At 72.9% G+C, this 21,496-nt stretch carries 18 protein-coding genes; 14 read left to right on the top strand and 4 right to left on the bottom strand.

The window, feature by feature from the left end; genetic code table 11:
- Window positions 1-73: 73 nt before the first annotated feature.
- The 5 genes from MM438_RS07740 to MM438_RS07720 all read left to right on the top strand — a co-directional run bounded on the left by MM438_RS07740 (window position 74) and on the right by MM438_RS07720 (window position 5,356).
- Window positions 74-640, top strand: coding sequence for a YceD family protein (locus tag MM438_RS07740; protein ID WP_241451916.1), 567 nt, complete (start codon window positions 74-76; stop codon window positions 638-640).
- Window position 641: 1 nt separating this feature from the next.
- The gene (gene rpmF, locus MM438_RS07735; RefSeq protein ID WP_241451915.1) at window positions 642-836 is read left to right on the top strand and encodes a 50S ribosomal protein L32; all 195 of its coding nucleotides are present in this window, start codon (window positions 642-644) and stop codon (window positions 834-836) included.
- Window positions 837-853: 17 nt separating this feature from the next.
- Window positions 854-1,696, top strand: a complete 843-nt coding sequence (gene rnc / locus MM438_RS07730) for a ribonuclease III (protein ID WP_241451914.1) — start codon at window positions 854-856, stop codon at window positions 1,694-1,696.
- Between the two features lie 4 nt (window positions 1,697-1,700).
- Window positions 1,701-2,645, top strand: coding sequence for a bifunctional DNA-formamidopyrimidine glycosylase/DNA-(apurinic or apyrimidinic site) lyase (gene mutM, locus MM438_RS07725; RefSeq protein ID WP_241451913.1), 945 nt, complete (start codon window positions 1,701-1,703; stop codon window positions 2,643-2,645).
- A 176-nt stretch (window positions 2,646-2,821) separates the two neighbouring features.
- Window positions 2,822-5,356, top strand: coding sequence for a PHP domain-containing protein (locus MM438_RS07720; RefSeq protein WP_241451912.1), 2,535 nt, complete (start codon window positions 2,822-2,824; stop codon window positions 5,354-5,356).
- Here the strand turns inward: MM438_RS07720 and MM438_RS07715 are convergent.
- Window positions 5,272-7,212, bottom strand: a complete 1,941-nt coding sequence (locus MM438_RS07715) for a M3 family metallopeptidase (RefSeq protein WP_241451911.1) — start codon at window positions 7,210-7,212, stop codon at window positions 5,272-5,274. The two genes, MM438_RS07720 and MM438_RS07715, sit on opposite strands and share 85 nt — an antisense overlap.
- A 598-nt stretch (window positions 7,213-7,810) precedes the next feature.
- On the opposite strand from MM438_RS07715, the gene MM438_RS07705 reads away from it, so the two are divergent.
- The 9 genes from MM438_RS07705 to ffh all read left to right on the top strand — a co-directional run bounded on the left by MM438_RS07705 (window position 7,811) and on the right by ffh (window position 18,757).
- Window positions 7,811-8,089 carry a hypothetical protein gene (locus MM438_RS07705; protein ID WP_241451910.1) on the top strand — a complete coding sequence of 93 codons (279 nt, stop codon included), beginning with the start codon at window positions 7,811-7,813 and terminating at the stop codon, window positions 8,087-8,089.
- Between the two features lie 147 nt (window positions 8,090-8,236).
- Window positions 8,237-8,545 carry an acylphosphatase gene (locus MM438_RS07700; RefSeq protein WP_241451909.1) on the top strand — a complete coding sequence of 103 codons (309 nt, stop codon included), beginning with the start codon at window positions 8,237-8,239 and terminating at the stop codon, window positions 8,543-8,545.
- Between the two features lie 157 nt (window positions 8,546-8,702).
- Window positions 8,703-9,290 carry a GNAT family N-acetyltransferase gene (locus tag MM438_RS16725; protein WP_241451908.1) on the top strand — a complete coding sequence of 196 codons (588 nt, stop codon included), beginning with the start codon at window positions 8,703-8,705 and terminating at the stop codon, window positions 9,288-9,290.
- A gap of 146 nt (window positions 9,291-9,436) precedes the next feature.
- A complete protein-coding gene (locus tag MM438_RS07690) occupies window positions 9,437-13,177 on the top strand; it encodes an AAA family ATPase (protein ID WP_241451907.1) in 3,741 nt (1,246 codons plus the stop codon).
- Between the two features lie 66 nt (window positions 13,178-13,243).
- Complete coding sequence (locus MM438_RS07685; RefSeq protein WP_241451906.1) at window positions 13,244-13,447, top strand: hypothetical protein; 204 nt, start codon at window positions 13,244-13,246, stop codon at window positions 13,445-13,447.
- 167 nt (window positions 13,448-13,614) lie between these two features.
- The gene (gene ftsY / locus MM438_RS07680; RefSeq protein WP_241451905.1) at window positions 13,615-14,976 is read left to right on the top strand and encodes a signal recognition particle-docking protein FtsY; all 1,362 of its coding nucleotides are present in this window, start codon (window positions 13,615-13,617) and stop codon (window positions 14,974-14,976) included.
- 13 nt (window positions 14,977-14,989) lie between these two features.
- Window positions 14,990-15,643 (top strand): mismatch-specific DNA-glycosylase, encoded by a 654-nt coding sequence (locus MM438_RS07675; protein WP_241451904.1) that lies wholly within the window; start codon window positions 14,990-14,992, stop codon window positions 15,641-15,643.
- Between the two features lie 101 nt (window positions 15,644-15,744).
- Entirely contained in the window at window positions 15,745-17,184 is a 1,440-nt protein-coding gene (locus tag MM438_RS07670) for an ammonium transporter (RefSeq protein ID WP_241451903.1), read from the top strand.
- Window positions 17,165-18,757: a signal recognition particle protein gene (gene ffh, locus MM438_RS07665; protein ID WP_241451902.1), complete on the top strand. Its 1,593-nt coding sequence runs from the start codon at window positions 17,165-17,167 to the stop codon at window positions 18,755-18,757. Before MM438_RS07670 ends, ffh begins: the two co-directional genes overlap by 20 nt.
- A 96-nt stretch (window positions 18,758-18,853) precedes the next feature.
- On the opposite strand, the gene MM438_RS07660 is transcribed toward ffh, so the two are convergent.
- The 3 genes from MM438_RS07660 to MM438_RS07650 all read right to left on the bottom strand — a co-directional run bounded on the left by MM438_RS07660 (window position 18,854) and on the right by MM438_RS07650 (window position 21,464).
- Complete coding sequence (locus MM438_RS07660; RefSeq protein WP_241451901.1) at window positions 18,854-19,903, bottom strand: glycoside hydrolase family 26 protein; 1,050 nt, start codon at window positions 19,901-19,903, stop codon at window positions 18,854-18,856.
- A 147-nt stretch (window positions 19,904-20,050) separates the two neighbouring features.
- Complete coding sequence (locus MM438_RS07655) at window positions 20,051-20,245, bottom strand: hypothetical protein (protein WP_241451900.1); 195 nt, start codon at window positions 20,243-20,245, stop codon at window positions 20,051-20,053.
- Window position 20,246: 1 nt separating this feature from the next.
- Window positions 20,247-21,464 carry a glycosyltransferase family 2 protein gene (locus MM438_RS07650; protein ID WP_241451899.1) on the bottom strand — a complete coding sequence of 406 codons (1,218 nt, stop codon included), beginning with the start codon at window positions 21,462-21,464 and terminating at the stop codon, window positions 20,247-20,249.
- Window positions 21,465-21,496 lie beyond the last annotated feature (32 nt).

Genomic DNA, 21,496 nt, shown 5'->3' with positions numbered 1-21,496 from the left:
CGGACGTGCGTCGACCGAGCAGCACGTCCTAGCCTCACCGCCATACCGTCCCTCAGACCGCCCGGTTGGAGCCATGTCCCCACTCGACCCCCGCTCGCCCTTGGTGTTCGACACCAGGGAGCTCGGGCGTCGGCCTGGGTCCATGCACACCGAGCACCGCGAGGTGCCGGCCCCCGAGGACCTCGGGACGGACGTCATCGCCGTCCCGACCGACAGCCCCGTCGACCTCGACCTGCGCTACGAGTCCGTCCTGGAGGGCGTGCTCGTGACCGGGAGCGTGACCACGACCGCGACCGGCGCGTGCGTGCGGTGCCTGGACGAGGTGAGTCTCCCCGTCGAGACCGCCTTCCAGGAGCTGTTCGCCTACGCCGACCGCGCTCGTCACCACGAGGAGGTCGCCGGTGAGGACGACGACGACCTGCGCGAGCTGGAGGGTGACCTCCTGGACCTCGAGCCGGTGCTGCGGGACGCGGTGGTGCCCACGCTGCCGTTCCAGCCGGTGTGCCGGGCCGACTGCCCGGGGCTGTGCTCCCAGTGCGGAGAGCGCCTCGCGGACGACCCGGACCACCAGCACGACGTGATCGACCCACGGTGGTCGGCACTGCAAGGCCTGACCATCAACGAAGAGAAGAGGAACTGACGTGGCTGTCCCGAAGCGGAAGATGTCGCGCTCCAACACGCGCTCGCGTCGCGCCAACTGGCGCACCACCGCCACCCCCCTCACCACGTGCCCCCAGTGCCGCTCGATGAAGCAGCCCCACGTGGCCTGCCCGTCCTGCGGCACCTACAACGGCCGGCACTACGCGGTCGCGGAGCGCACCGAGCTCCAGGGCTGAGCCGGGTCACCGAGCGCATGAGCAGCACGCCTCGCGCCGGGACCGGTTCCGACGGCACGCCGCAGCGGCCCGTCGGCGCCCTCGTCGACCACCTCGAGCAGGTGGTCGGAGAGCGCGTCGACGAGCCGCTGCTCGTGCGTGCCCTGACCCACCGGTCCTATGCCTACGAGCACGGCGGCCTCCCGCACAACGAGCGCCTGGAGTTCCTGGGCGACGCGGTGCTGGGGCTCGTCGTCACCGACACCCTCTACCGCGCCCACCCCGACGAGGCCGAGGGCCAGCTGGCCAAGCTGCGCGCCGCGGTCGTCAACATGCGGGCGCTCGCCGACGTGGCGCGCGGCCTCGACCTCGGCGCCTATCTCCTGCTCGGACGCGGGGAGGAGAGCACCGGAGGCCGGGACAAGACCTCGATCCTGGCCGACACCACGGAGGCCGTCATCGGTGCGGTCTACCTCTCCTGCGGGACGCGCCAGGCAGAGGCCCTCGTCCACCACCTGCTCGATCCCCTCATGGCCTCCAGCGCCCGCCTCGGCGCCGCGCTGGACTGGAAGACCTCCCTGCAGGAGATGACGTCGGCCCTCGGCATCGGTGTGCCGGAGTACGCGCTGACCGACGAGGGGCCCGACCACCTCAAGGTGTTCACCGCCCGTGCCGTCGTCGGCGAGGAAACCCTCGGCGAGGGCGTGGGCCGGTCCAAGAAGGAGGCCGAGCAGAAGGCCGCCGAGATCGCCTGGACCGCCCTCAGCGCCCGCGCCGTCCGACGCGGGCGAGGAGACGGCAACACCTCTCCCCAGCTCGACCAGGTGACGACCACCGACGCCGACGGCACGCCGTCCGGCGAGGTCCCCGACCGCGGCTGACCCCGTGCCCGAGCTGCCCGAGGTCGAGGTCGTCCGACGCGGACTCGCGGACCACGTCGTCGGGCGCACCCTGCAGGCCGTGGAGCTGCGGGGGACCCGGGTCGCACGTCGCCATGCGCCCGGCCCGCGGGACCTGGAGGACCGGCTCACCGGGCAAGGGGTCCTCGCGGCCGACCGCCGGGGCAAGTACCTCTGGCTGGTCGTGGGCGCCGGTGACCCCGTGCCCGAGCCCGCCGGGGCGCTCGTCATACACCTGGGGATGAGCGGGCAGCTGCTCGTGGAGCCCACCGACGCGCCGCCCGAGAAGCACCTGCACGCGACCTTCGACCTCGGGGGTGGTCGCCAGCTGCGGTTCGTCGACCAGCGGACCTTCGGCGGTCTGGCGTGGGCGGACCTGGTGCCCGACCCGGCCAGGAGCCCCACGGCGGTGCCCGGGCCGGACGGCGCGCCGACGGGGCCGGTCCATCCGCACGGGGTGCCGGGCTCGGTCGTCCACGTCGCTCCGGACCCCTTGGAGGGGGCCTACGACCAGGGGGAGGTCGTGCGCCGGCTGAAGGCCCGCCACGTCCCGGTCAAGCGCGCCCTGCTCGACCAGAGGATCGTCAGCGGGATCGGCAACATCTATGCCGACGAGGCGCTGTGGCGCGCGGAGGTCCACGGCATGCGGCTCACGTCCGCGCTGAGCAAGCCCGCCCTGGGACGGATCCTGGACCACGCCGCGACGGTGATGCGCGAGGCCCTGGCGCAGGGCGGCACGAGCTTCGACGCGTTGTACGTCAACGTGAACGGGGCGAGCGGCTACTTCGACCGGTCGCTGGCGGCCTACGGCCAGCAGGGGCGGCCCTGCCGACGGTGCGGCACCCTGATCCGCCGCGAGCCCTTCATGAACCGATCGAGCCACTACTGCCCGACGTGCCAGCCGCGACCGCGCGGCGGAACACGTCGATGAGAGCGATTCTCGCCAGACGGATGGTGGTCGCGCGGAGTTCATGCAGGGTTCAACGCGTGGGTCCTGGGGGTTGAAGGTGCAGGAGTTGGCTGGGGGCGCTGACCGGGACCGCCCCCGGCGACCCACCCCGCCCGTGCGGACGGGATGGTCCTGACACCACTGGAGGACACACCCTCATGGGTCACCACCACTCGCACGACCACTCGCACCCCCACACGCACAGCCACGACCACGACCTGCCGGTCGCCCCGGCCGAGGACCTGCGCGTCCCCGACACCGAGCTGGCGCCGGCCGACCTGGGCCGCCGCAACTTCCTGCGCGCCGCGGGGGTCCTCGGCGCCGGCGTGGCCGCCGCGGGCTTCGTCACCGAGAACGGCACCGGCACCGCAGCAGCCGCCGCGCACGAGCTGTGGCACCTCGGGCGTCCGCACGGCAAGGGCCAGCACTGGCTCGCCGGTGACCACCACATCCACACCCAGTTCTCCTCCGACGGCAAGTACCGCGTGATCGACCACGTGCAGCACGCCTCGGCATACGGCCTGGACTGGATGGTCATCACCGACCACGGCTCGGAGCAGCACGCCAAGATCGGTGTCGACAAGGTCAACCCGCTCATCAAGGCGGCCCGCCAGGAGTTCGACGACATGCTCGTCTTCCAGGGCCTGGAGTGGAACATCCCGGCAGCGGAGCACGGCACGGTCTTCGTCCACCCCGGCGCCAACGAGGTGGCGGTCCTCAAGGCCCTCGAGAACACCTTCGACGGTGCGGTCAAGAAGGCCACCGGCTCGACCCCCGCCAACGAGGCCCTGGCGCTGCAGGGCCTGGCCTACCTCGCCTCCGCGGTCGGCTCCCACCAGGTGCGCGACGCCCTGATGCTCGCCAACCACCCCGCCCGCAAGGGTCTGGACAGCCCCCACGAGATCCGCGGCTGGCGCGACGCCCCCGGCCGGATCGCGGTCGGCATGGAGGGTGCGCCCGGGCACCAGGCCGCCGGGCTGACCAAGCCGCTCGGGCCCGGCTCGGCTCGTGGCTACTACGACAACGCGCCGGGCAAGGACTCCTTCGCGGCCTACCCGCTGGAGTCCTACCGCACCTACGGCGGCTTCGACTGGATGACCGCCACCGTCGGCGGCCTCTGGGACAGCCTGCTCGCCGAGGGCAAGCCGTGGTGGATCACCGCCAACTCCGACAGCCACAGCATCTACCTCGACTCCGCGGTGCGCGGCGGTCCGGACGGCGACTTCGCCAAGCAGGGCTACTATGCCGACCCGGTCGTCGGCAAGCAGCCGGACACCGAGAGCGGCGACTACTGGCCCGGTTACTACAGCCGCACCCACGTCGGCGCGGACCGCCGCGACTACGCCTCGGTCATGCGGGACCTGCGCGACGGGCGGGTCTGGGTCGACCACGGCCGTCTCGTCAAGGACCTCGACGTCCGCGTCGCCGTCGACGGACACCAGGTGGGCCTCGGCGGTGTCATCACGGCCCGCCGCGGCGCCCGCGTCGACCTCTTCGTGCGCGTCCAGCAGCAGAACCTGCCGAGCTGGGGCGGTCTGCTGCCGCACGTCGCCAAGGTCGACCTGATCTCGGGCCCGGTCACCGGCCCCGCCAAGGACCGTGACTCCTTCGTCGCGCCGGACACCAAGGTCGTGCGCAGCTGGGACGTGTCCACCACGGCCGCCGGCCAGTGGGCCGTGCTGACCTGGACCACCACGGTGGGCGACCAGGGGCTCTACGTCCGCCTGCGCGGCTCCGACGGCAAGCGCGGGTCGCTCCCGGTCTGCGGGGGGCGGCCGTGGACCCGGCCGGACCCGCCCTCGACGTCGTCGGCGACGCCGACCCGTGGAACGACCTGTGGTTCTACACGAACCCGATCTGGGTCCTGCCGCGCGCGTGAGCGCGACGGACCCGACGGTCGAGCCCGACCCCGCCGGCGCGCCGGTGGTGGTCGGGCTCGACCCCGTGGTGGCCTCGGTGCGCGAGGCGGACCACCTCGCCGAGCTCCTGGCCGAGCGGCTCGACGCACTGCTCGGGGACCCCGCGCAGGCGGCGGTCGTGTCCACGCACCCGGTCCGGGGGCCCGTTCCGCACGTGGCGCTGGGCGTCCGGCTGGACCCGCCGATCGGCATACTGCTGCCGGACCTGCTGGACGCCCTCGCCGAGACCCTGCTGCCGCACTGCGGCGCCGAGGGGACTGGGGAGGTCGGCGTGGCGTGCGGGCCGCACCGCCGGGGGCTCGCGGCGCTCGCGTCCTGGGCCGCGGCGGTCGAGGAGGAGAGCCGCCGTGGGATGGGCGGCCGGGCCGTGGTGTATCCCGGGCGTGCCGCACTGGTGGGGACGCTGGCGGTGCGGGACCTGGTGCGGCTCAGCGCGATCGACGGGGTCGTGGGTCTGGCAGGCAGCGCCGCGGGGTCGCAGGACCAGGTGCGGACCCGGGACTTCGTCCGGCCGGTATGGCGCGACGGGCGGCTCCTGCTCCCCGTGCAGCCGGCCGACGGCGGGGTGCTCGTGCCCTACGAGACCCCCAGCCCGACGCCCTGCTGCGCCGACCACTGACGTCCTGCCGGGGGGCGGGCGGAACCGCCGGGCCTGGTCGCCCAGGCGAGTCCGCTCGCCCCGGCGGGTCTCAGGACTGCAGCCAGCGGCGGAAGGCGTCCTCGGACCGGGGCCGCTCGAGCAGGGTTTCGACCAGCTCGGCGGCGGGTCGGTGACCGCCTCGCTCGAGGACCCGCTCGCGGTAGCGCCGGGCCGGGCCGGCGGCCATCAGGTCCTGCTGCTCGAAGGAGCTGAACATGTCCTCGGCGATCACCAACGACCACATGTAGGTGTAGTAGCCCGACGAGTAGCCGTTGAGGTGACCGAAGCTCGTGTGGAAGTGCGTGTCCGCAGGGTGGGCCACCAGGTCGTAGCGCGCGGTGAGCTCGTCCTTCTGGGCGTCCAGGTCCTCCGCCGGTCGGGCGTGCATCCAGTAGGACATGGCGGCCAGGCTCATCTGCCGGCGCACGTGCAGGCCACGACCGAGGCCGTCGGCGTCGTGCATCCGCTCCACGAGCTCGCGCGGGATCGGCCTGCCCTCGTCGTCGGTGGCGAAGGTCGCGAGCACGTCCGGTTCCCAGGCCCAGTGCTCGAGCATCTGCGAGGGGGCCTCCACGAAGTCCCACTCGGTGGCCACCCCGGAGTGCCGGGCGAAGGGGCCGCGGCCGCCGAGGACGTGGTGCACGAGGTGCCCGAACTCGTGGAACAAGGTGGTCACCTGGGAGTGCTCGAGGTAGCCCTTGCTGAAGTTGCAGGCCAGGGCGCCCTGGGCCAGGGCGCCGCCGCGGACCCCCGCCACCAGCTCGAACATCGCGGCGTGGCCGAACTTGCCCTCCCGCGGGTGCAGGTCGAGGTAGATCCGTCCGATCAGGTCGCCGTCGACGTGCGCGTCGTACGTCAGCACCTCCTCGTGCCAGACCGGGGCGTCGGGCACCGGCGTCCAGTCGATGCCGAGCAGCCGGCTCGTGACGTCCAGGACGCCCGCGAGGGCCTTGTCGAAGGCGAGGTAGGAGCGCACCTCCTGCGCGTCGACGGCGTGCAGCTCCTGGGACAGCACCTGGGTGTAGTAGAGCGTGTCGGCCGTGGTGAGCCCGTCGGCGTGGGGTTCGTCCTGGCGCAGCCGCGTCAGCAGCTGCTCGCGATCGGCGAGGGCCCGGTCCTGGGCGAGCACGCTGATCCGGTCGATGAACTCGGGGATCGCGTCGCCGCGCCCGATCATCTTGACCTCGGCGTCGTACGACGGCCAGTCCGCGTAGCCCAACGTGCGCGCCAGCTCGTCCCGGGTGGACAGCAGGTCCGCCAGGGTGCGCTGGTTGTCGGGCCACCCGCGGCGCATCCAGGCCTGGGTGATGGCGGTGCGGGCGCCTCGGTCGCGGGCGAAGGTCCGCACGGGGACCAGGTCCGGGTAGTCCGTCGTCAGGGTGATCAGCCCGTCGGCGTCGGGGGTGTGCGCCTCGATCCAGTCCTGGGGCAGACCCTCGAGCTGGTCGGGACGCACCCGCACGGTGCGCACGTCGTCGCGGACCGTGCGGTCGAAGTCCTGCCCCAGCTCCACGGCCCGGCGGGCGAGCTCCTTGACCCGCTCGCGGGTCCGGTCGTCCCGGTCGACCGCGGCGCGGCGGAACTCGCGCAGCGCCCGGTCGAGCAGCACGAGGTGGTCCTCGTCGAGCCCCTCGCGGTCCAGGGCGCCGAGCAGGGCGTAGATCTCGCGGTCCTGACCGATCTCGGTGTCCAGCGCCACAACCCGGGCGGAGGCCTCCTCGCACCGGGCCCGGACCTCGGGGTCGGGGTGCACGTTGACGAAGAGCTCGGCGGGGGCGGCAGCGCCCCGCAGGTGCCCCCCGATCTCGTCCCAGAGACGCAGCACCCGGTCGCGGCCTGCGGTGTCGCCGGGGGCGGGAGCGGGCAGGGCACGCAGCTCCTCGCGCAGTCGGGCGGCATCGGTGAGATGGCCGTCGAGGAGATCTCGCACCCAGTCGGGCCAGGCGGTGGCGTCGGCGGGCAGGGTGAGGAGGGCGGAGGCGGCGATCACCCGCTCAGACTAACGGCGAGGTCGGGTAGGCCGTCGAGCCGTGAGGCTCCGTCCGGTCTTGGCGCCACGCGTGCTCGCACCTGGGACAGCGGTGGCGAGGTAGGCGGACCCGCATGATCGTCGGCCGCCGACCCAGGGGTGCGTGGGCCAGCTCACGCACGAGCGTGTCGCGCACGCGCCCTTCGCAGCCAAGACGCAGCTCGGTGAAGGTCGTCAGCTCAGGATCAGTGAGGGTAGCGCCAGGAACGTCGAGGTCTTCCAGATGGTGAGCGTCAGAACTTCCACCCTCGGAAGACCTCGACCCCCACCTCCCACCGACGCGCCGACGTCCCACCCAGTCAGGCCGAGCAGCGACCTACACCCTCATTCGGGAAGAGCCCGTCTATGCACATCTCACCCGGGCTTGAAGACCTGTCAAAATCTTGGCTAGACCTAGCACATGAGGAATTACCCAGATCGTCACGCCCTAGGTCGGATCGATGTCACCACCCTCGAAGACCTGCCTGCTCTGAGTCGAGACGTCCCCCTGGACCTTCCGAGCATCCAGGCAGGGTGGCCCGACTTCGAGCATGGCTTCGACTCTTTGAAGGGGCGGCGCATGATGGGCCTCATCTATGGCGGTTCGCAGATCTACCGTATGTGCTCGACGCGTCTGGAACGCGATGCCGACAACCCCCTCGGCCTCGACGAGACGGTGATCCCCGGTGGGGCATACCTGCGATTGCGCCTGCGAGGTGAGGCGCTGGAGGCATACGGACAAATCGGTGACGCTTTCGACGTCCTCTTCTCGCACGCGGAGCATGACTCCACGCGCCCCCAGATCGAGAGCTACCGGCGTGAAGGCGAGATCGACTGCCTCGTGCCGATCCTCGTGTAGCTCAAGCGGCCGTTTCCGTGCGACCCAGAGGCGCCCACCCACGGCGCGTGCACAGCCGACGTGCGCAACGGCGGCGCCGTGAGGTCACGCCCCCGGCGTCGTCTGCGAGACCGTCGTCGGGGCCGGGCGGCCACCTATGCTCGGCGCATGACCGAGGAGACGGTGCGCACGACCTACTTCGTGCGAGGGCGGGTGCAGGGTGTGGGTTTCCGGTGGTGGACCCGCTCGCGGGCGCTGGAGCTCGGGCTGGTCGGTCACGCCCGCAACATGGACGACGGGCGTGTGGAGGTCGTCGCCCAGGGCCCGGCCGACGCGGTCGCCGAGCTCGGACGCCGGTTGTCTCCGACCGCGGCGGTGGACCCCACGAGCCCGCGCCGCCGCCCCGGACGGGTGGAGGCGTGCGTGGCGCTGCCCGGTCAGGTGCGCCCGGACGTGACGGGCTTCGTCGAGAAGTAGTCGACGGTCCGCCCGATCCCGCAACGCGAGCCCGGCCGAGGCACCTCGGCATACCCCTGGTGGTATGCCGAGGTGCCCCGAGCAGACCCGCAAGCCTGGTTGCCTCACGATGAGTGTAATTGTCATACAAAGAATTTGATGCCGCTAGGCTGGTCAGGTGACATCGACTGACCTGGTCGAGGCCGTGCTGGCCTCGGAGCGTGCCCTCTTTCCCCGGACGACGATCCTGCAGGACCCCCATGCCGTCGGCAAGGCCCTCCTCGCCCTCGAGGAACCGGGCTGGACCCCCGCCACCACGGGCGAGCCCGGGACCCGGGTCCAGCTCACGCCGATCGTCTCCGGCGAGGACTGGGCGGCCTACTTCGACCGTCGGATGGGGGTCGCCACCGAGCTGGGCAAGGCGCAGCACCACGTCTTCTCGATGGTCGGTGTGCTGCACGAGCGCTGCACGCGGCTGGGCCTGCGGATGTACTTCGCCACGGTCGGCAGCACCCGGGTGGGAGCGGTCGGCATCTTCCGCGTCAAGGAGCAGGGGGTGACCTGTGCCCGGATCCAGGAGGTCGACATCTTCCCCGGGCACCGCGGCAAGGGGTATGGCGATCTGCTCATGGCGGGGGTGACCGCCCAGCTGCGTCAGGACGGGGTCGACACCGTGGCCGTCGGGGCCGACGAGGACGACTGGCCGGTCACGTGGTACGAGCGGCACGGCTTCCGACGCATCGCCCGGGTGGCGCTCACCCGCTGAGGCCGAGGGGCGACCTGGCCCCGGTCCGGCTCCCGCCGCCGAGCCGCGGCCGGGCGCCCCGGTGACCGAACGGGGATGGCGACTTCCGACATACGCACTCACCCAGCGTCACACGTCTGGCTGGATCGGGCCGATAGGGTGACCGCGTGTATGTCAAGCAGCTGACGATGAAGGGCTTCAAGTCCTTCGCGTCCGCGACGACCTTCCGGCTGGAGCCGGGGATCACCTGCGTGGTCGGCCCCAACGGCTCCGGCAAGTCGAACGTCGTCGACGCGCTCGCCTGGGTGATGGGGGAGCAGGGCGCCAAGACGCTGCGTGGCGGCAAGATGGAGGACGTCATCTTTGCGGGCACGGCCGGTCGGCCGCCCTTGGGGCGGGCCGAGGTCAGCCTCACCATCGACAACACCGACGGTGCCCTGCCGATCGACTACACCGAGGTGACGATCCGTCGGACGATGTTCCGCAACGGCGGGTCCGACTACGCCATCAACGGCACCCCCTGCCGGCTGCTCGACATCCAGGAGCTGCTGTCCGACAGCGGCATCGGCCGGGAGATGCACGTCATCGTCGGCCAGGGGCAGCTGGACGCGGTGCTTCGCGCGACCCCCGAGGAGCGACGCGGGTTCATCGAGGAGGCAGCAGGGGTCCTCAAGCACCGCAAGCGCAAGGAACGCGCGCTGCGCAAGCTTGACCAGATGCAGGGCAACCTCCAGCGGGTGCAGGACCTCACGGGCGAGATCCGGCGCCAGCTGGGGCCGCTCGGGCGTCAGGCCGAGACGGCCCGGCGCGCCGCGACCATCCAGGCGGATGCCCGGGACGCCCGGTTGCGGCTCCTGGCCGACGACCTCGTGCAGCTGACGAGCACGCTGGAGCAGGAGGTCGCCGACGAGACGGCGCTGCTGCGGCGGCGGTCCGAGGTCGAGGAGGCGCTCCGCCTGGCGCAGGCCGAGCTGACGACCCTCGAGGCGGGGGTCGCCGAGCTGGCGCCGCAGGTCGCCCGGGCGCAGCAGGAGTGGTTCGAGCTGAGCTCCTGGCGCGACCGGATCGGCGGGACCGGACAGCTCGCGGCCGAGCGTGCCCGGCTGCTCGCCGACGACCCCCACCAGGCGGCCCCGTCCGGACGGGACCCGCAGGCCCTGCGGGTCGAGGCCGCCGAGGCGCGTGCCACGGAGCAGGCCCTGGCCGCCGAGGTCACCCAGGCCAAGGCCGACCTCGACGAGGTCGTCGCCCGCCGAGGAGAGCTGGAGCAGCAGCACGCCCAGGAGGTGGATCGGCTCGCCCGGCTCGCGCGGGCCGCGGCCGATCGCCGCGAGGGGCTCGCCCGCCTGCAGGGGCAGGTCGCCGCTCGGCGGTCCCGGATCGAGGCGGCCGAGGGCGAGCTGTCGCGTCTGGACGAGGCCATCGCCGCCTCGCGGGCGCGGGCGGACGAGGCGGACGGGCAGTTCCGGGCCCTGGAGGTGTCCATCGCCGATGCGGAGGCGGGCGAGGAGGACCTCGACGAGGCCTACGAGCAGGCGGAGTCCGTGCGCGAGGCGGCCCAGGCCGAGGTGCGCCGGCTGCGGGAGCAGGCCCGGGCCGCCACCCAGGAGCGAGCGGCCCAGCAGGCGCGTCTGGGGGCGCTGGAGATGGGGCTGCGGCGCAAGGACGGAGCCGGGTCCCTCCTCGACGGTATGCCGGAAGGGGTCCTGGGGTCGCTCGCGTCCCTGGTGACCGTCCGGGCCGGCCGGGAGGCGCAGGTCGCCGCGGCGCTGGGCTGGGCGTCGGACGCCGTGGCCGTCGCGGGCCGGCCGCAGGCGGTGGCGGCGCTCGCCCGGCTGCGATCGCAGGACGCCGGGCAGGTCACCCTGCTCGTGGCGGACGCCGGCGCGCGGCCGAGGGCCGAGGCGGACGCCGGTGGCGACGCCGCTCTCAGCGCGGGCCCGGGCGTCGAGGTCGGCACCGAGATCGGGTCGGGCGCGGACTCCGGCGCCGCCGTGACGGGTCGACCGACCCTGCCGCCCGGCGTGGAGTGGGCCGTCGCCTGCGTCGAGCAGGTCCCTGCCGAGCTGCGGCCCGCCCTCGACCGTCTGCTCGACCGGGTGGCGCTGCTCCCGGACGACGCCTCCGACGCCCTGGTCACGCAGGTCCTGGCGCGGGGGGTCACGGCGGTCACGGCGGCGGGCGACGTGCACGGGCCGGGCTGGGCACGAGGGGGATCCGGCAGCGCCCCCAGCCAGCTGGAGATCCAGGCCGCCGTCGACGAGGCACGGGCTGCCGTGGCCACCGCGACCGCGGCAGGGGAGCGGGCGGCCTTCGCCCTCCAGGGGGCGACGGCTCGGCTGGAGCAGGCGGGTGCCGCCGTCGATGCCGCGCTGGACCGGCTCAACGACAACGACGCCCGGCTCGCCGCCGTCGCCGAGCAGCTCGGCTCGCTCGCGGCCACCGCACGCTCGGCGCGCGCCGAGGCGGAGCGCACTGCCCGCCGCGGCGGCGAGCTGCGGTCGGGCATCGAGCGGGACCAGGTCGAGCTCGCGGCGCTGGAGCAGCGGCTGGCCGACGCACGCAGCACCGCAGCCGAGGACGAGGCCGAGCCGAGCACGCACGAGCGGGACCGCCTCGCCGCCGAGGCCCAGGCCGCCCGCGCTCAGGAGACCGAGCTGCGGCTCACGCTGCGCACCACCGAGGAGCGGGTCCGGGCCCACGGCGGCCGCGCCGCCGGCCTGGAGCGGGCTGCCGCCCAGGAGGAGCTCGCCCGCCGCCAGGCTGCCGAGCGCCTGGCCCGACGTCGCCGGGAGGCCGCCGCCGCACGCGCCGTCCACGCGGGGGCGGAGCGGGCCGTGACGATCCTCGAGGGGCTCGTCGCTGCCGCGGCCGGGAGGCGACAGCAGGCGGAGCAGGCCAAGGCCGAGCGGGAGAGCGGGCTGGTCGCCATACGGGCCGACGTCGCCCGCCTCGCGGACGAGCTGCGCGTCCTCACCGACTCGGTGCACCGCGACGAGATGGCCCGCGCCCAGCAGCGGCTGCGGATCGAGCAGCTGGAGACCAAGGCGCTGGAGGAGCTGGGCGTCGACCCTGCGGTCCTGGTGGAGGAGTACGGTCCTCACCAGCCGATCCCGGTGCTCGCCCCGCCCGCCAAGGACGCCGACGACAGCACGCCCACCCAGACCCACACCGTGGCCTTCGTCCGGGAGGAGCAGGAGAAGCGCCTGCGCAAGGCCGAGCGCGGGCTCGCAGCCCTCGGCCGGGTCAATCCTCTCGCGCTGGAGGAGTTCGCGGCCCTGGAGGAGCGGCACACCTTCCTCACCGAGCAGCTGGACGACCTGCGCCGCTCCCGGCGCGACCTGCTCGACATCGTCAAGGAGGTCGACGAGCGGGTGGAGCGGGTCTTCGCCGAGGCCTTCGCGGACACCGCCCGGGAGTTCGTCGGGGTGTTCGCGCGGCTGTTCCCCGGCGGCGAGGGAAGGTTGCTGCTCACCGACCCGACCGACATGCTGACGACGGGCATCGAGGTCGAGGCCCGTCCGCCGGGCAAGAAGATCAAGCGGCTGTCGCTCCTGTCCGGAGGTGAGCGCTCGCTGGTGGCGGTGGCCCTGCTGGTGTCCATCTTCAAGGCCCGGCCGAGTCCCTTCTACATCATGGACGAGGTCGAGGCCGCGCTCGACGACGCCAACCTCGGCCGGCTGATCGCGATCTTCGAGGAGCTGCGGGACTCCTCCCAGCTGATCGTCATCACCCACCAGAAGCGCACCATGGAGGTGGCCGACGCCTTGTATGGCGTGACCATGCGTGGCGACGGAGTCACGACCGTTGTGTCGCAACGCATTCGAGATCTGGCCGATCGTGACGTCATGCCTGGTGACGACCTGATAGAGGAGACGAACGAGGCGCACCCGGTCGGAGCAATCTGATCACAGTCCTGTCGCGACGGCCGGGATCACATAGGTCTCGGGCGTCTCAACCGTCACACTGGACCCATGGTCGTCGTCATCCTCGGAATGCTCCTTGCCCTGTCCCTCGCCATCGTCATCCTCGCCCTGGTGGCCATCCCGGCCGCGCAGGACGGCGCCCTCGCCCTGACCGCCCAGGGCCAGGAGATCGCCCGGACCACACCCGCCTCCACGACCACCCTCTCCCGCCCCGCCGGCTCCGGTCGAGAGGCGATCGGCGCCAGCGCCTGACGCCCCGCCGGGCAGCGAGCCCGGCCCCAGCGACGCCGCCGAGCGGCCCTCTGCCCGTCCGGGCCGAGGGCCGCTCGGGTCGTCCCGCCGCTCTCCGGCCGGCCGCCGAGACCTCCGGACCACCCGTGCGAGGTGTGCCCGGCCCCGAGGTTTGCGAGGATGGCGACGTGCACACGCTCCAGGACTATCTGCTGCTGATCGTCGGCATCCTCGTCCTCGCCGTCGTCGCCGTCGTCGGACTCGTCCGCGGCCGCGGTGGGCGGACGAAGGAAGCCCCCAAGCCACCCGCTCCCGCACGCCCGGCGCCGCGTCGGGACGCGCCCGCCCCGACGTGGGGCGACGTGCTGGAGCCCAAGGCGCCCAGGCCTGCGCCGGCCGAGGACGCCCCCGCAGGGGCCGCGGCTGCCGGCACCGCGGACGTCACCACCGGCCCGGACACCGACGGGCAGGGGTCGGGCGGGGCCACCCGGGTGACCGGCGCCGACGCCGTGCCCGACGTGGACCCGGCAGGGCTGCGGAGCAGCACCGCAGCCACGACGGCCGGCGATCCCCTGGCCGCTGTCACCCCGCAGGCCGACGGCCTGGACGTGGGCACCGCCCGCCCGGAGTCGGCGCGCGGACGGCTCTACAAGCTCCGCAGCCGCCTGGCCCGGTCCAACACCGCCTTCGGACGCGCGCTGCTCAACCTCCTGGCGAGCGGCAAGCTCGACGAGGAGGCCTGGGAGGAGGTCGAGGACACGCTCCTCGCGTCCGACCTCGGGGTGCAGGCCACCACCGAGCTGGTGGCCCAGCTGCGCACCCACGTCAAGGTCGACGGCACCACGAGCGAGGCCGAGGCCCGCGAGTGGCTGCGCTCGGACCTGCTCACCCTCGTCGACCCGACCATGGACCGCCGCATCGCCTCGACCCGCCGCGGCGACCGCCCGGCCGTGATCATGGTCGTCGGCGTCAACGGCACCGGCAAGACCACGACCGTCGGCAAGCTCGCCCGGGTCCTCGTCGCCGAGGACCGCGAGGTGATCCTCGGCGCCGCCGACACCTTCCGCGCCGCGGCCGCCGACCAGCTCCAGACCTGGGGCGAGCGCGTCGGCGTCGCCACCGTGCGCTCCGACCGGGACGGGGCCGACCCCGCCGCGGTGGCCTTCGACGCGGTCAAGGCCGGCATCGAGCAGGAGGCCGACGTGGTCATCCTCGACACCGCCGGCCGGCTGCACAACAAGGTCGGCCTGATGGACGAGCTCGGCAAGATCAAGCGCGTGGTCGAGAAGACCTCCGAGGTCGACGAGGTCATCCTGGTCCTGGACGCCACCACCGGTCAGAACGGTCTGCGCCAGGCCGAGGCCTTCGCCCAGCAGGTCGCCATCACCGGCATCGCCCTCACCAAGCTCGACGGCACCGCCAAGGGCGGCATCGTCGTGGCCATCCAGCGCACCCTCGGCGTGCCGGTCAAGCTCGTCGGGCTCGGCGAAGGACCCGACGACCTGGCGCCCTTCGACCCGGTGGCTTTCGTCGACGCCATCGTCGCGTGAGGCCACCGCGCTGATGGTGTCCGAGCACCCCGAGCCCGCCGCCCGCCAGGGCGGTGGGCTCGCGGCATACGTCAGGGGCCGCAGGCCCACCGCCGCCGGGCTGGAGCAGGCCCGGGGGAGGGCCATCACCGACCTGCTCCCGGAGCACCTGGCCCTGCTGGTCGTCGGCATCAACCCCTCGCTGTGGTCCGCCGCCGTGGACGCGCACTACGCCCGGCCGGGCAACAGGTTCTGGCCGGCGCTGCACCGGGCCGGGCTGGCCAGACACGTCATCGACGTCAGCTGCGGGATGCGGACCGAGGACCGGGCGCTGGTCGAGGACCGCGGCATCGGTATGACGAACCTCGTGCCGCGGGCCACGGCCCGGGCCGACGAGCTGGACCCCGAGGAGCTGCGTGCCGGGGTGGAGCGCCTCGCCGCGCTCGTCGACGAGCGGCACCCTCGCGTGGTGGCCTTCGCCGGGATCTCGACCTATCGGATCGCGTTCGGCGTCAAGCAGGTCCATCGCGGCCGGCAGCCGGAGCCCTGGTACGGCGCGATCGTGCACGTGGTCCCCAACCCGAGCGGACTCAACGCGCACGACGACGTGGACTCCATCGGGCTGGCGCTGCGGGCCGCGGCCGCGGACGCCTGGCTCGTTCCCCCGATGGGCGGCCACTGGGGCTGACCTGACGGCGTCATCCAGGGTTTACGCGCGGTCGCCGGGGTTTACGCCACGGAAACACCGGGAGACCCGCCGGCGAAACACCCCTCCCGCAGGGTGGTGGCATGGACACGATCGACACCGGTGACACCGTCTGGGTGCTGGTCAGCGCCGCGCTGGTGCTGCTCATGACCCCCGCGCTCGCCTTCTTCTACGGCGGGATGGTCCGCGCCAAGAGCGTGCTCAACATGATCATGATGAGCGTCGCCGCCCTGGCGATCGTCGGGGTCCTGTGGGTGCTCGTGGGCTACTCCATGGCGTTCGGGGACTCCTTCGGCGGGCTGGTGGGCGATCCGCTGCAGTTCGCCGGGCTGCGGCACCTCCTCGACGCCTCCGCCCACGTCGGCCGCGTCCCGTCCCTGGCCTTCGCCGGCTACCAGGGGGCCTTCGCGGTCATCGCGGTCGCCCTCGTCTCCGGTGCGATCGCCGACCGCGCCCGGTTCGGGGCCTGGTGCGCCTTCGTCGCGGCGTGGTCGCTGCTCGTCTACTTCCTCGCCGCCCACTGGGTGTTCGCCGTCGACGGTCTCACCGCCACCCACGGGGGCTGGATCGTCAACGGCCTCAAGGCGGTCGACTTCGCGGGTGGCACGGCCATCCACATCGACGCCGGGGCCGCCGGACTGGCGCTCGCGCTCGTCCTCGGGCCCCGCGAGGGCTTCGGCCGGGACCCGATGCGGCCGCACAACCTGACCCTCGTGATGCTGGGCGCCGGCCTGCTGTGGTTCGGCTGGTTCGGCTTCGACGCCGGGTCGGCGCTGTCCGCCGGGCCGGTCGCCGCGCTCGCCTGGATCAACACCTTCGTGGCGCCGGCCGCCGGCATCGTCGGCTGGCTCGCCACCGAGCGGCTGCGCGACGGCCACGCGACCTCCCTGGGCGCTGCCTCAGGCATGGTCGCGGGGTTGGTGGCCATCACCCCGGCCTGCGCCGTCGTGACCCCGCTCGGCGCCGTCGTGGTCGGGCTCGTCGCGGGAGCCCTGTGTGCCCTTGCCGTCGGTCTGAAGTTCCTCGTCGGCGTGGACGACTCCCTGGACGTCGTCGGCGTGCACCTGGTCGGCGGGCTCTGGGGGACCCTGGCCGTGGGGCTCCTCGCCACCGACGAGGTCCCGGGCAGCACCGTGCGCGGGCTGCTGCACGGCGGCGGCCTGGACCAGCTGTGGCGCCAGGGGGTCGGTGCCCTCGCCGTCTTCGGCTACTCCCTGGTCGTGTCCTACGCGATCGCCCGGGTCCTCGCGGTCACCCTGGGCTTCCGGGCTCCGGCCGGCGACGAGCTGGAGGGTCTCGACCAGGCCGAGCACGCCGAGACGGCCTACGACCTCACCCCCGAGGCGGTGGGCAGCCGCACCGGCCGGCGCCCGCTGGCCGACGCGATCGGTGCCACGGCGCACTGGGGAGCGCGGACGCCCGACGAGACCACCGCGCAGCCCTCCGACCCGGCGGGGACGGACGATGTCCGGGGGCACGAGGGTCAGCCGGTAACCTTGTCCGGTGTTCACCAGCCTGTCTGACCGTCTGACCGACACCTTCAAGCACCTGCGCTCCAAGGGGCGCATCACCGAGAAGGACGTCAACTCCACGGTCCGCGACATCCGGGTCGCCCTGCTCGACGCCGACGTGGCGCTGCCCGTCGTGCGTCACTTCACCGCAGCCGTGCGCGAGCGGGCGCTCGGGGCGGAGGTGCACGAGGCGCTCAACCCCGCCCAGCAGGTCGTCAAGATCGTCAACGACGAGCTGGTCGAGATCCTCGGCGGCCAGACCCGCCGGATCGAGTTCGCCAAGCAGCCGCCGACGGTCATCATGCTGGCCGGTCTGCAGGGCGCGGGCAAGACCACGCTCGCGGGCAAGCTGGCCTACTGGCTCAAGGAGCAGGGGCACACCCCGATGCTCGTCGCGGCCGACCTCCAGCGCCCCAACGCCGTCACCCAGCTCCAGGTGGTCGGCGAGCGCGCCGGCGTGCCCGTCTATGCCCCCGAGCGGGGCAACGTCTCGGGCTACGACGCGGCGATCGAGACCGGCTCCGGCACCCGCGGCTACGGCGACCCGATCGGCGTGGCCCGCGACGGCGTCACCGAGGCCCGTCGTCAGCAGCGCGACGTGGTCATCGTCGACACCGCCGGACGCCTGGCCATCGACGAGGTGCTGATGCAGCAGGCCGCGGACATCCGGGCGGCCATCGACCCCGACGAGGTCCTCTTCGTCATCGACGCGATGATCGGCCAGGCCGCGGTCGAGACGGCCGAGGCCTTCCAGCGAGGCGTCAACTTCACCGGCGTGGTCCTGTCCAAGCTCGACGGCGACGCCCGTGGTGGCGCTGCGCTGTCCGTGGCCCACACGACCGGCAAGCCGATCATGTTCGCCTCCACGGGCGAGGGCGTGAAGGACTTCGAGGTCTTCCACCCCGACCGGATGGCCAGCCGGATCCTGGACATGGGTGACGTCCTCACCCTGATCGAGCAGGCCGAGAAGGCCTTCGACCGCCGCCAGGCCGACGAGATGGCCCGGAAGTTCCTGGCGGAGGAGGACTTCACCTTCGACGACTTCCTGCAGCAGATGTCCGCCATCAAGCGGATGGGCAACCTCAAGTCGATGCTCGGGATGATGCCGGGCATGAACCAGATGCGCGACGCCATCAACGCGCTGGACGAGCGTGAGTTCGACCGGGTCGAGGCGATCGTGCGGTCCATGACCCCCTTCGAGCGGACCCACCCCAAGCAGATCAACGGCTCTCGCCGCTCGCGCATCGCCAAGGGTTCCGGCGTCACGGTCAGCGAGGTCAACCAGCTGCTCGAGCGCTTCGGCGAGGCGCAGAAGATGATGCGTCAGCTGCGCCGCGGCGGCGGTATGCCGGGGATGCCCGGGGTCCCCGGCGGCAAGAAGGCCAAGCAGCAGCCCGCCCGCAAGAAGGCCAAGTCCGGCAACCCCGCCAAGCGCGCCGAGCAGGAGCGCGCCGCGGCCGAGAAGGCCAGAGTTGCCAAGGAGAACGCCTTCGGCTCGGCCTTCGGCGACGGGGCGATGCCCGACCCCTCCGAGCTAGACCTGTCCCAGCTGCCCAAGGGCTTCGGCGGCACGCTGGGCAGGTGAGCCCTCGACCGACCCGGCAGGTATGACGAGAGGCCCGGTGCACCCGGGCCTCTCGTCATACCTGCCGATCGCGAGGGCAGGGGACCGCGACACGGGTCAGCCGAGGCGCGGCTTGTAGATCGGGGAGCTGACTGCGGTGCGCAGCCCGCCGAGGGCCTCGGCCGAGCTCGCCACTCGCCAGTCGCGCTCCTTGTCGACGTCGAAGACCACCACAGCCTGGACGTTGCGGTAGCCGGTGCGCAGGTGGGCGAAGGTGTCCTGCCACCACAAGCCCTTGGTCTGCCCGGTCGGTGCGCTCGCCCGCACCGTCGAGACCCCCGCGCTGGCGGGGTCGGCCGAGGAGATCTCGCACAGCCAGACGGGCTTGGCGGGTGCGAGTCCCACGAGACGGGCGTACTGGGTGGCGTAGACGTCGTCGAAGGTGCGCCAGCCGAGGTTGGGGGTTGCGGTGGTGCCCCAGTTGTAGCCGTCCAGGCCGAGGACGTCGACGACGTCGTCGCCGGGGTAGAACGCCCGCACGTCGCTGGTGCCGGCGTAGGTGTCGGTGGTGGGGTTGAAGGCCCAGCGCACGTTGCTGGCCCCCTCGCGACGGAAGACGTCGACGGCGCGGCGCCAGGCGGCCCGGAACTGGTCGGGGGATCCGCCCGCGGGCTTCGGGGTGCCGGTGGTGACCTGGTGCGCCACCCAGTCGGCGTTCATCTCGGCCCAAGGGCGCAGCACCACGGGGCGTCCGTAGGCGCGCAACGTGCGGGCCTTGTCGCGCAGGACGGCGTCACCCTGGCCGGAGGCCCACCAGGCATAGCTGCCGTAGTCCTCCAGGGACCAGGCCACGAGGAGCGTCCGGCGAGTCCCGAGGGCCCGATCCGCGGGGTAGGGCCACCAGGCGTCGTCACCCTTGCCGCGGAAGACGCTCGCGATGGCCATGGGGCGGCCCAGGGCGGAGGCCGTCCGGTCCAGGACCGTGGGGTCCTTGTCCATCCCCTGGCTGTAGGCGCCCAGGGCGAGCGGAACCGAGGAGGGGGCCAGCGTGCGGGGAGCGGTCGTGGGCCGAGGTGCGGGGGAGATCGCCTCGGAGCTGCCCGCGGTGGCGGTCATCGCGGCGGCCCCGAGGGCGACGGACAGGAGGGCACGGCGGGGGAGACGCATCCCCTGACGGTACGAAGAGTGACCATCAACTACTCTCTGTATCTACATGGGTCTGCCCAGACGGACCAACGGCCGGCCCCGCGGAAGCGGGGCCGGCCGTCGACGCCGGCCGTCGACGCCGGGCGGTGAGGCCGGGAGCGCCCAGGATCAGGCGCTCTCGGAGATCATGGCAGCCCGGGCGCGGGCCGACCGGGTGCGGTAGACGGGCACCATGCGCTTGACCGCGGAGGCCGCGGCCACGAGCGCGAAGGCGCCCATCGCGTAGTAGAGGTTCTCGAACCCGGCGTAGGTCAGTCCACCGGTCACGCCGGCGGCGAAGACCGGAGCGGGGTTGTTGTACATGTCACCATTTCCTTTCGGTTCCGATGAGCGCGTCGGCGTAGGCCTTCGCGTGGGTGGCTTGCAGGAAGAAGTCGAACGGGAGCTCGTACATCGTGGCGCTGAGCGCCATCTGCCTGATCCCCTTGTCCCGGATCGTCACGAACCGTTCCAGGCAGAAGATCCCGGTCACCGCCGCCCAGAGGGGCTGGAGGGCGAAGTGGCCGAGCACGAGGGTGAGGGCGAGGTCGGACAGGTAGAGGATCGTGACTAGGACGCCCAGCATCGTCAGCAGCTGACGACCCCAGTAGGGCCGGGTCACGGCGGTGAGGCCGTACTGCACGCAGTTCTCGACGGCGCCGCGCTTCCAGCGCAGCCGCTGTTGCCACAGCTCGCGCCAGGTCGGCATCGCCTCGGTCGTCAGCAGGCAGTTCGGGGGCGCCAGGAGCTCGAAGCCCAGGTGCATGATCGCGAACGACAGCTCGTTGTCCTCGGTGAGGACCCGGGGGTCGTAGATCCCGCCCTTGCCGTCGCCTTCGGGGAGGCGGCCGTCGAGCCGCGCCCGGCTGAGGTCCTGCAGCATGGTGGCCTTGAACATGGCCGCGGTGCCGGTGACCACGAGGCACTTGCCGTCCAGGCGCCGCACGTCGCGGGCGTAGCGGGCGTACTCGTTGTCCTGCAGGTGCCGCAGGAAGCGTGAGTTGAGGTTCCAGGCCTGGCGCTGCCAGCGCTCGGTCGACGGCTCGCGGCGGCGGGTGCGCTCCCGCTGCAGGGCGGGCTGGGCGCGGAAGGTGCCGCCCACGGCGCCGAGATGGTCGTGCCGGGTGAGGTAGCGCGCGGCGTTGGCGAGGAAGTGCCGCTCCAGCGCCGAGTCCGCGTCCTGCACGAAGATGAGGTCCGACTCGCCCAGGGTCGGCAGCAGGGTGTCGAGCACCTGGTTGAGGGCGCCGGCCTTCTTGTGGGTGTTGCCGACGGTCTCGACGACCGTGACGCCCATCCCGCGGGCGATCTCGACCGTGCGGTCGCTGCAGTTGTCCGCGATGACCGTCACGGACCACGGCTGGTAGGTCTGCTCGCGCAGAGCCTCGAGGGTGTGGGCGATGCCCGCCTCCTCGTCGTGCGCCGGCACCAGGACGTGCACGCGGCCGTAGCCGGGCTCGGGGGGCAGGGGGCTCGGGGTCGCGGCGCCGTCCGGCTCATGGCCGAGGACGTCGAAGGACGTCGGCGCGAGGGTGGCTGGCATGGTGGACTCCGGGATGCGGGGGAAGGGTCGTG

Origin of the sequence: Arsenicicoccus dermatophilus (assembly GCF_022568795.1) — a bacterium.
Taxonomy (GTDB): domain Bacteria; phylum Actinomycetota; class Actinomycetes; order Actinomycetales; family Dermatophilaceae; genus Arsenicicoccus; species Arsenicicoccus dermatophilus.
The sequence above is the reverse complement of the archived record's forward strand: the minus strand, read 5'-3'. Positions and strand labels throughout refer to the sequence as shown.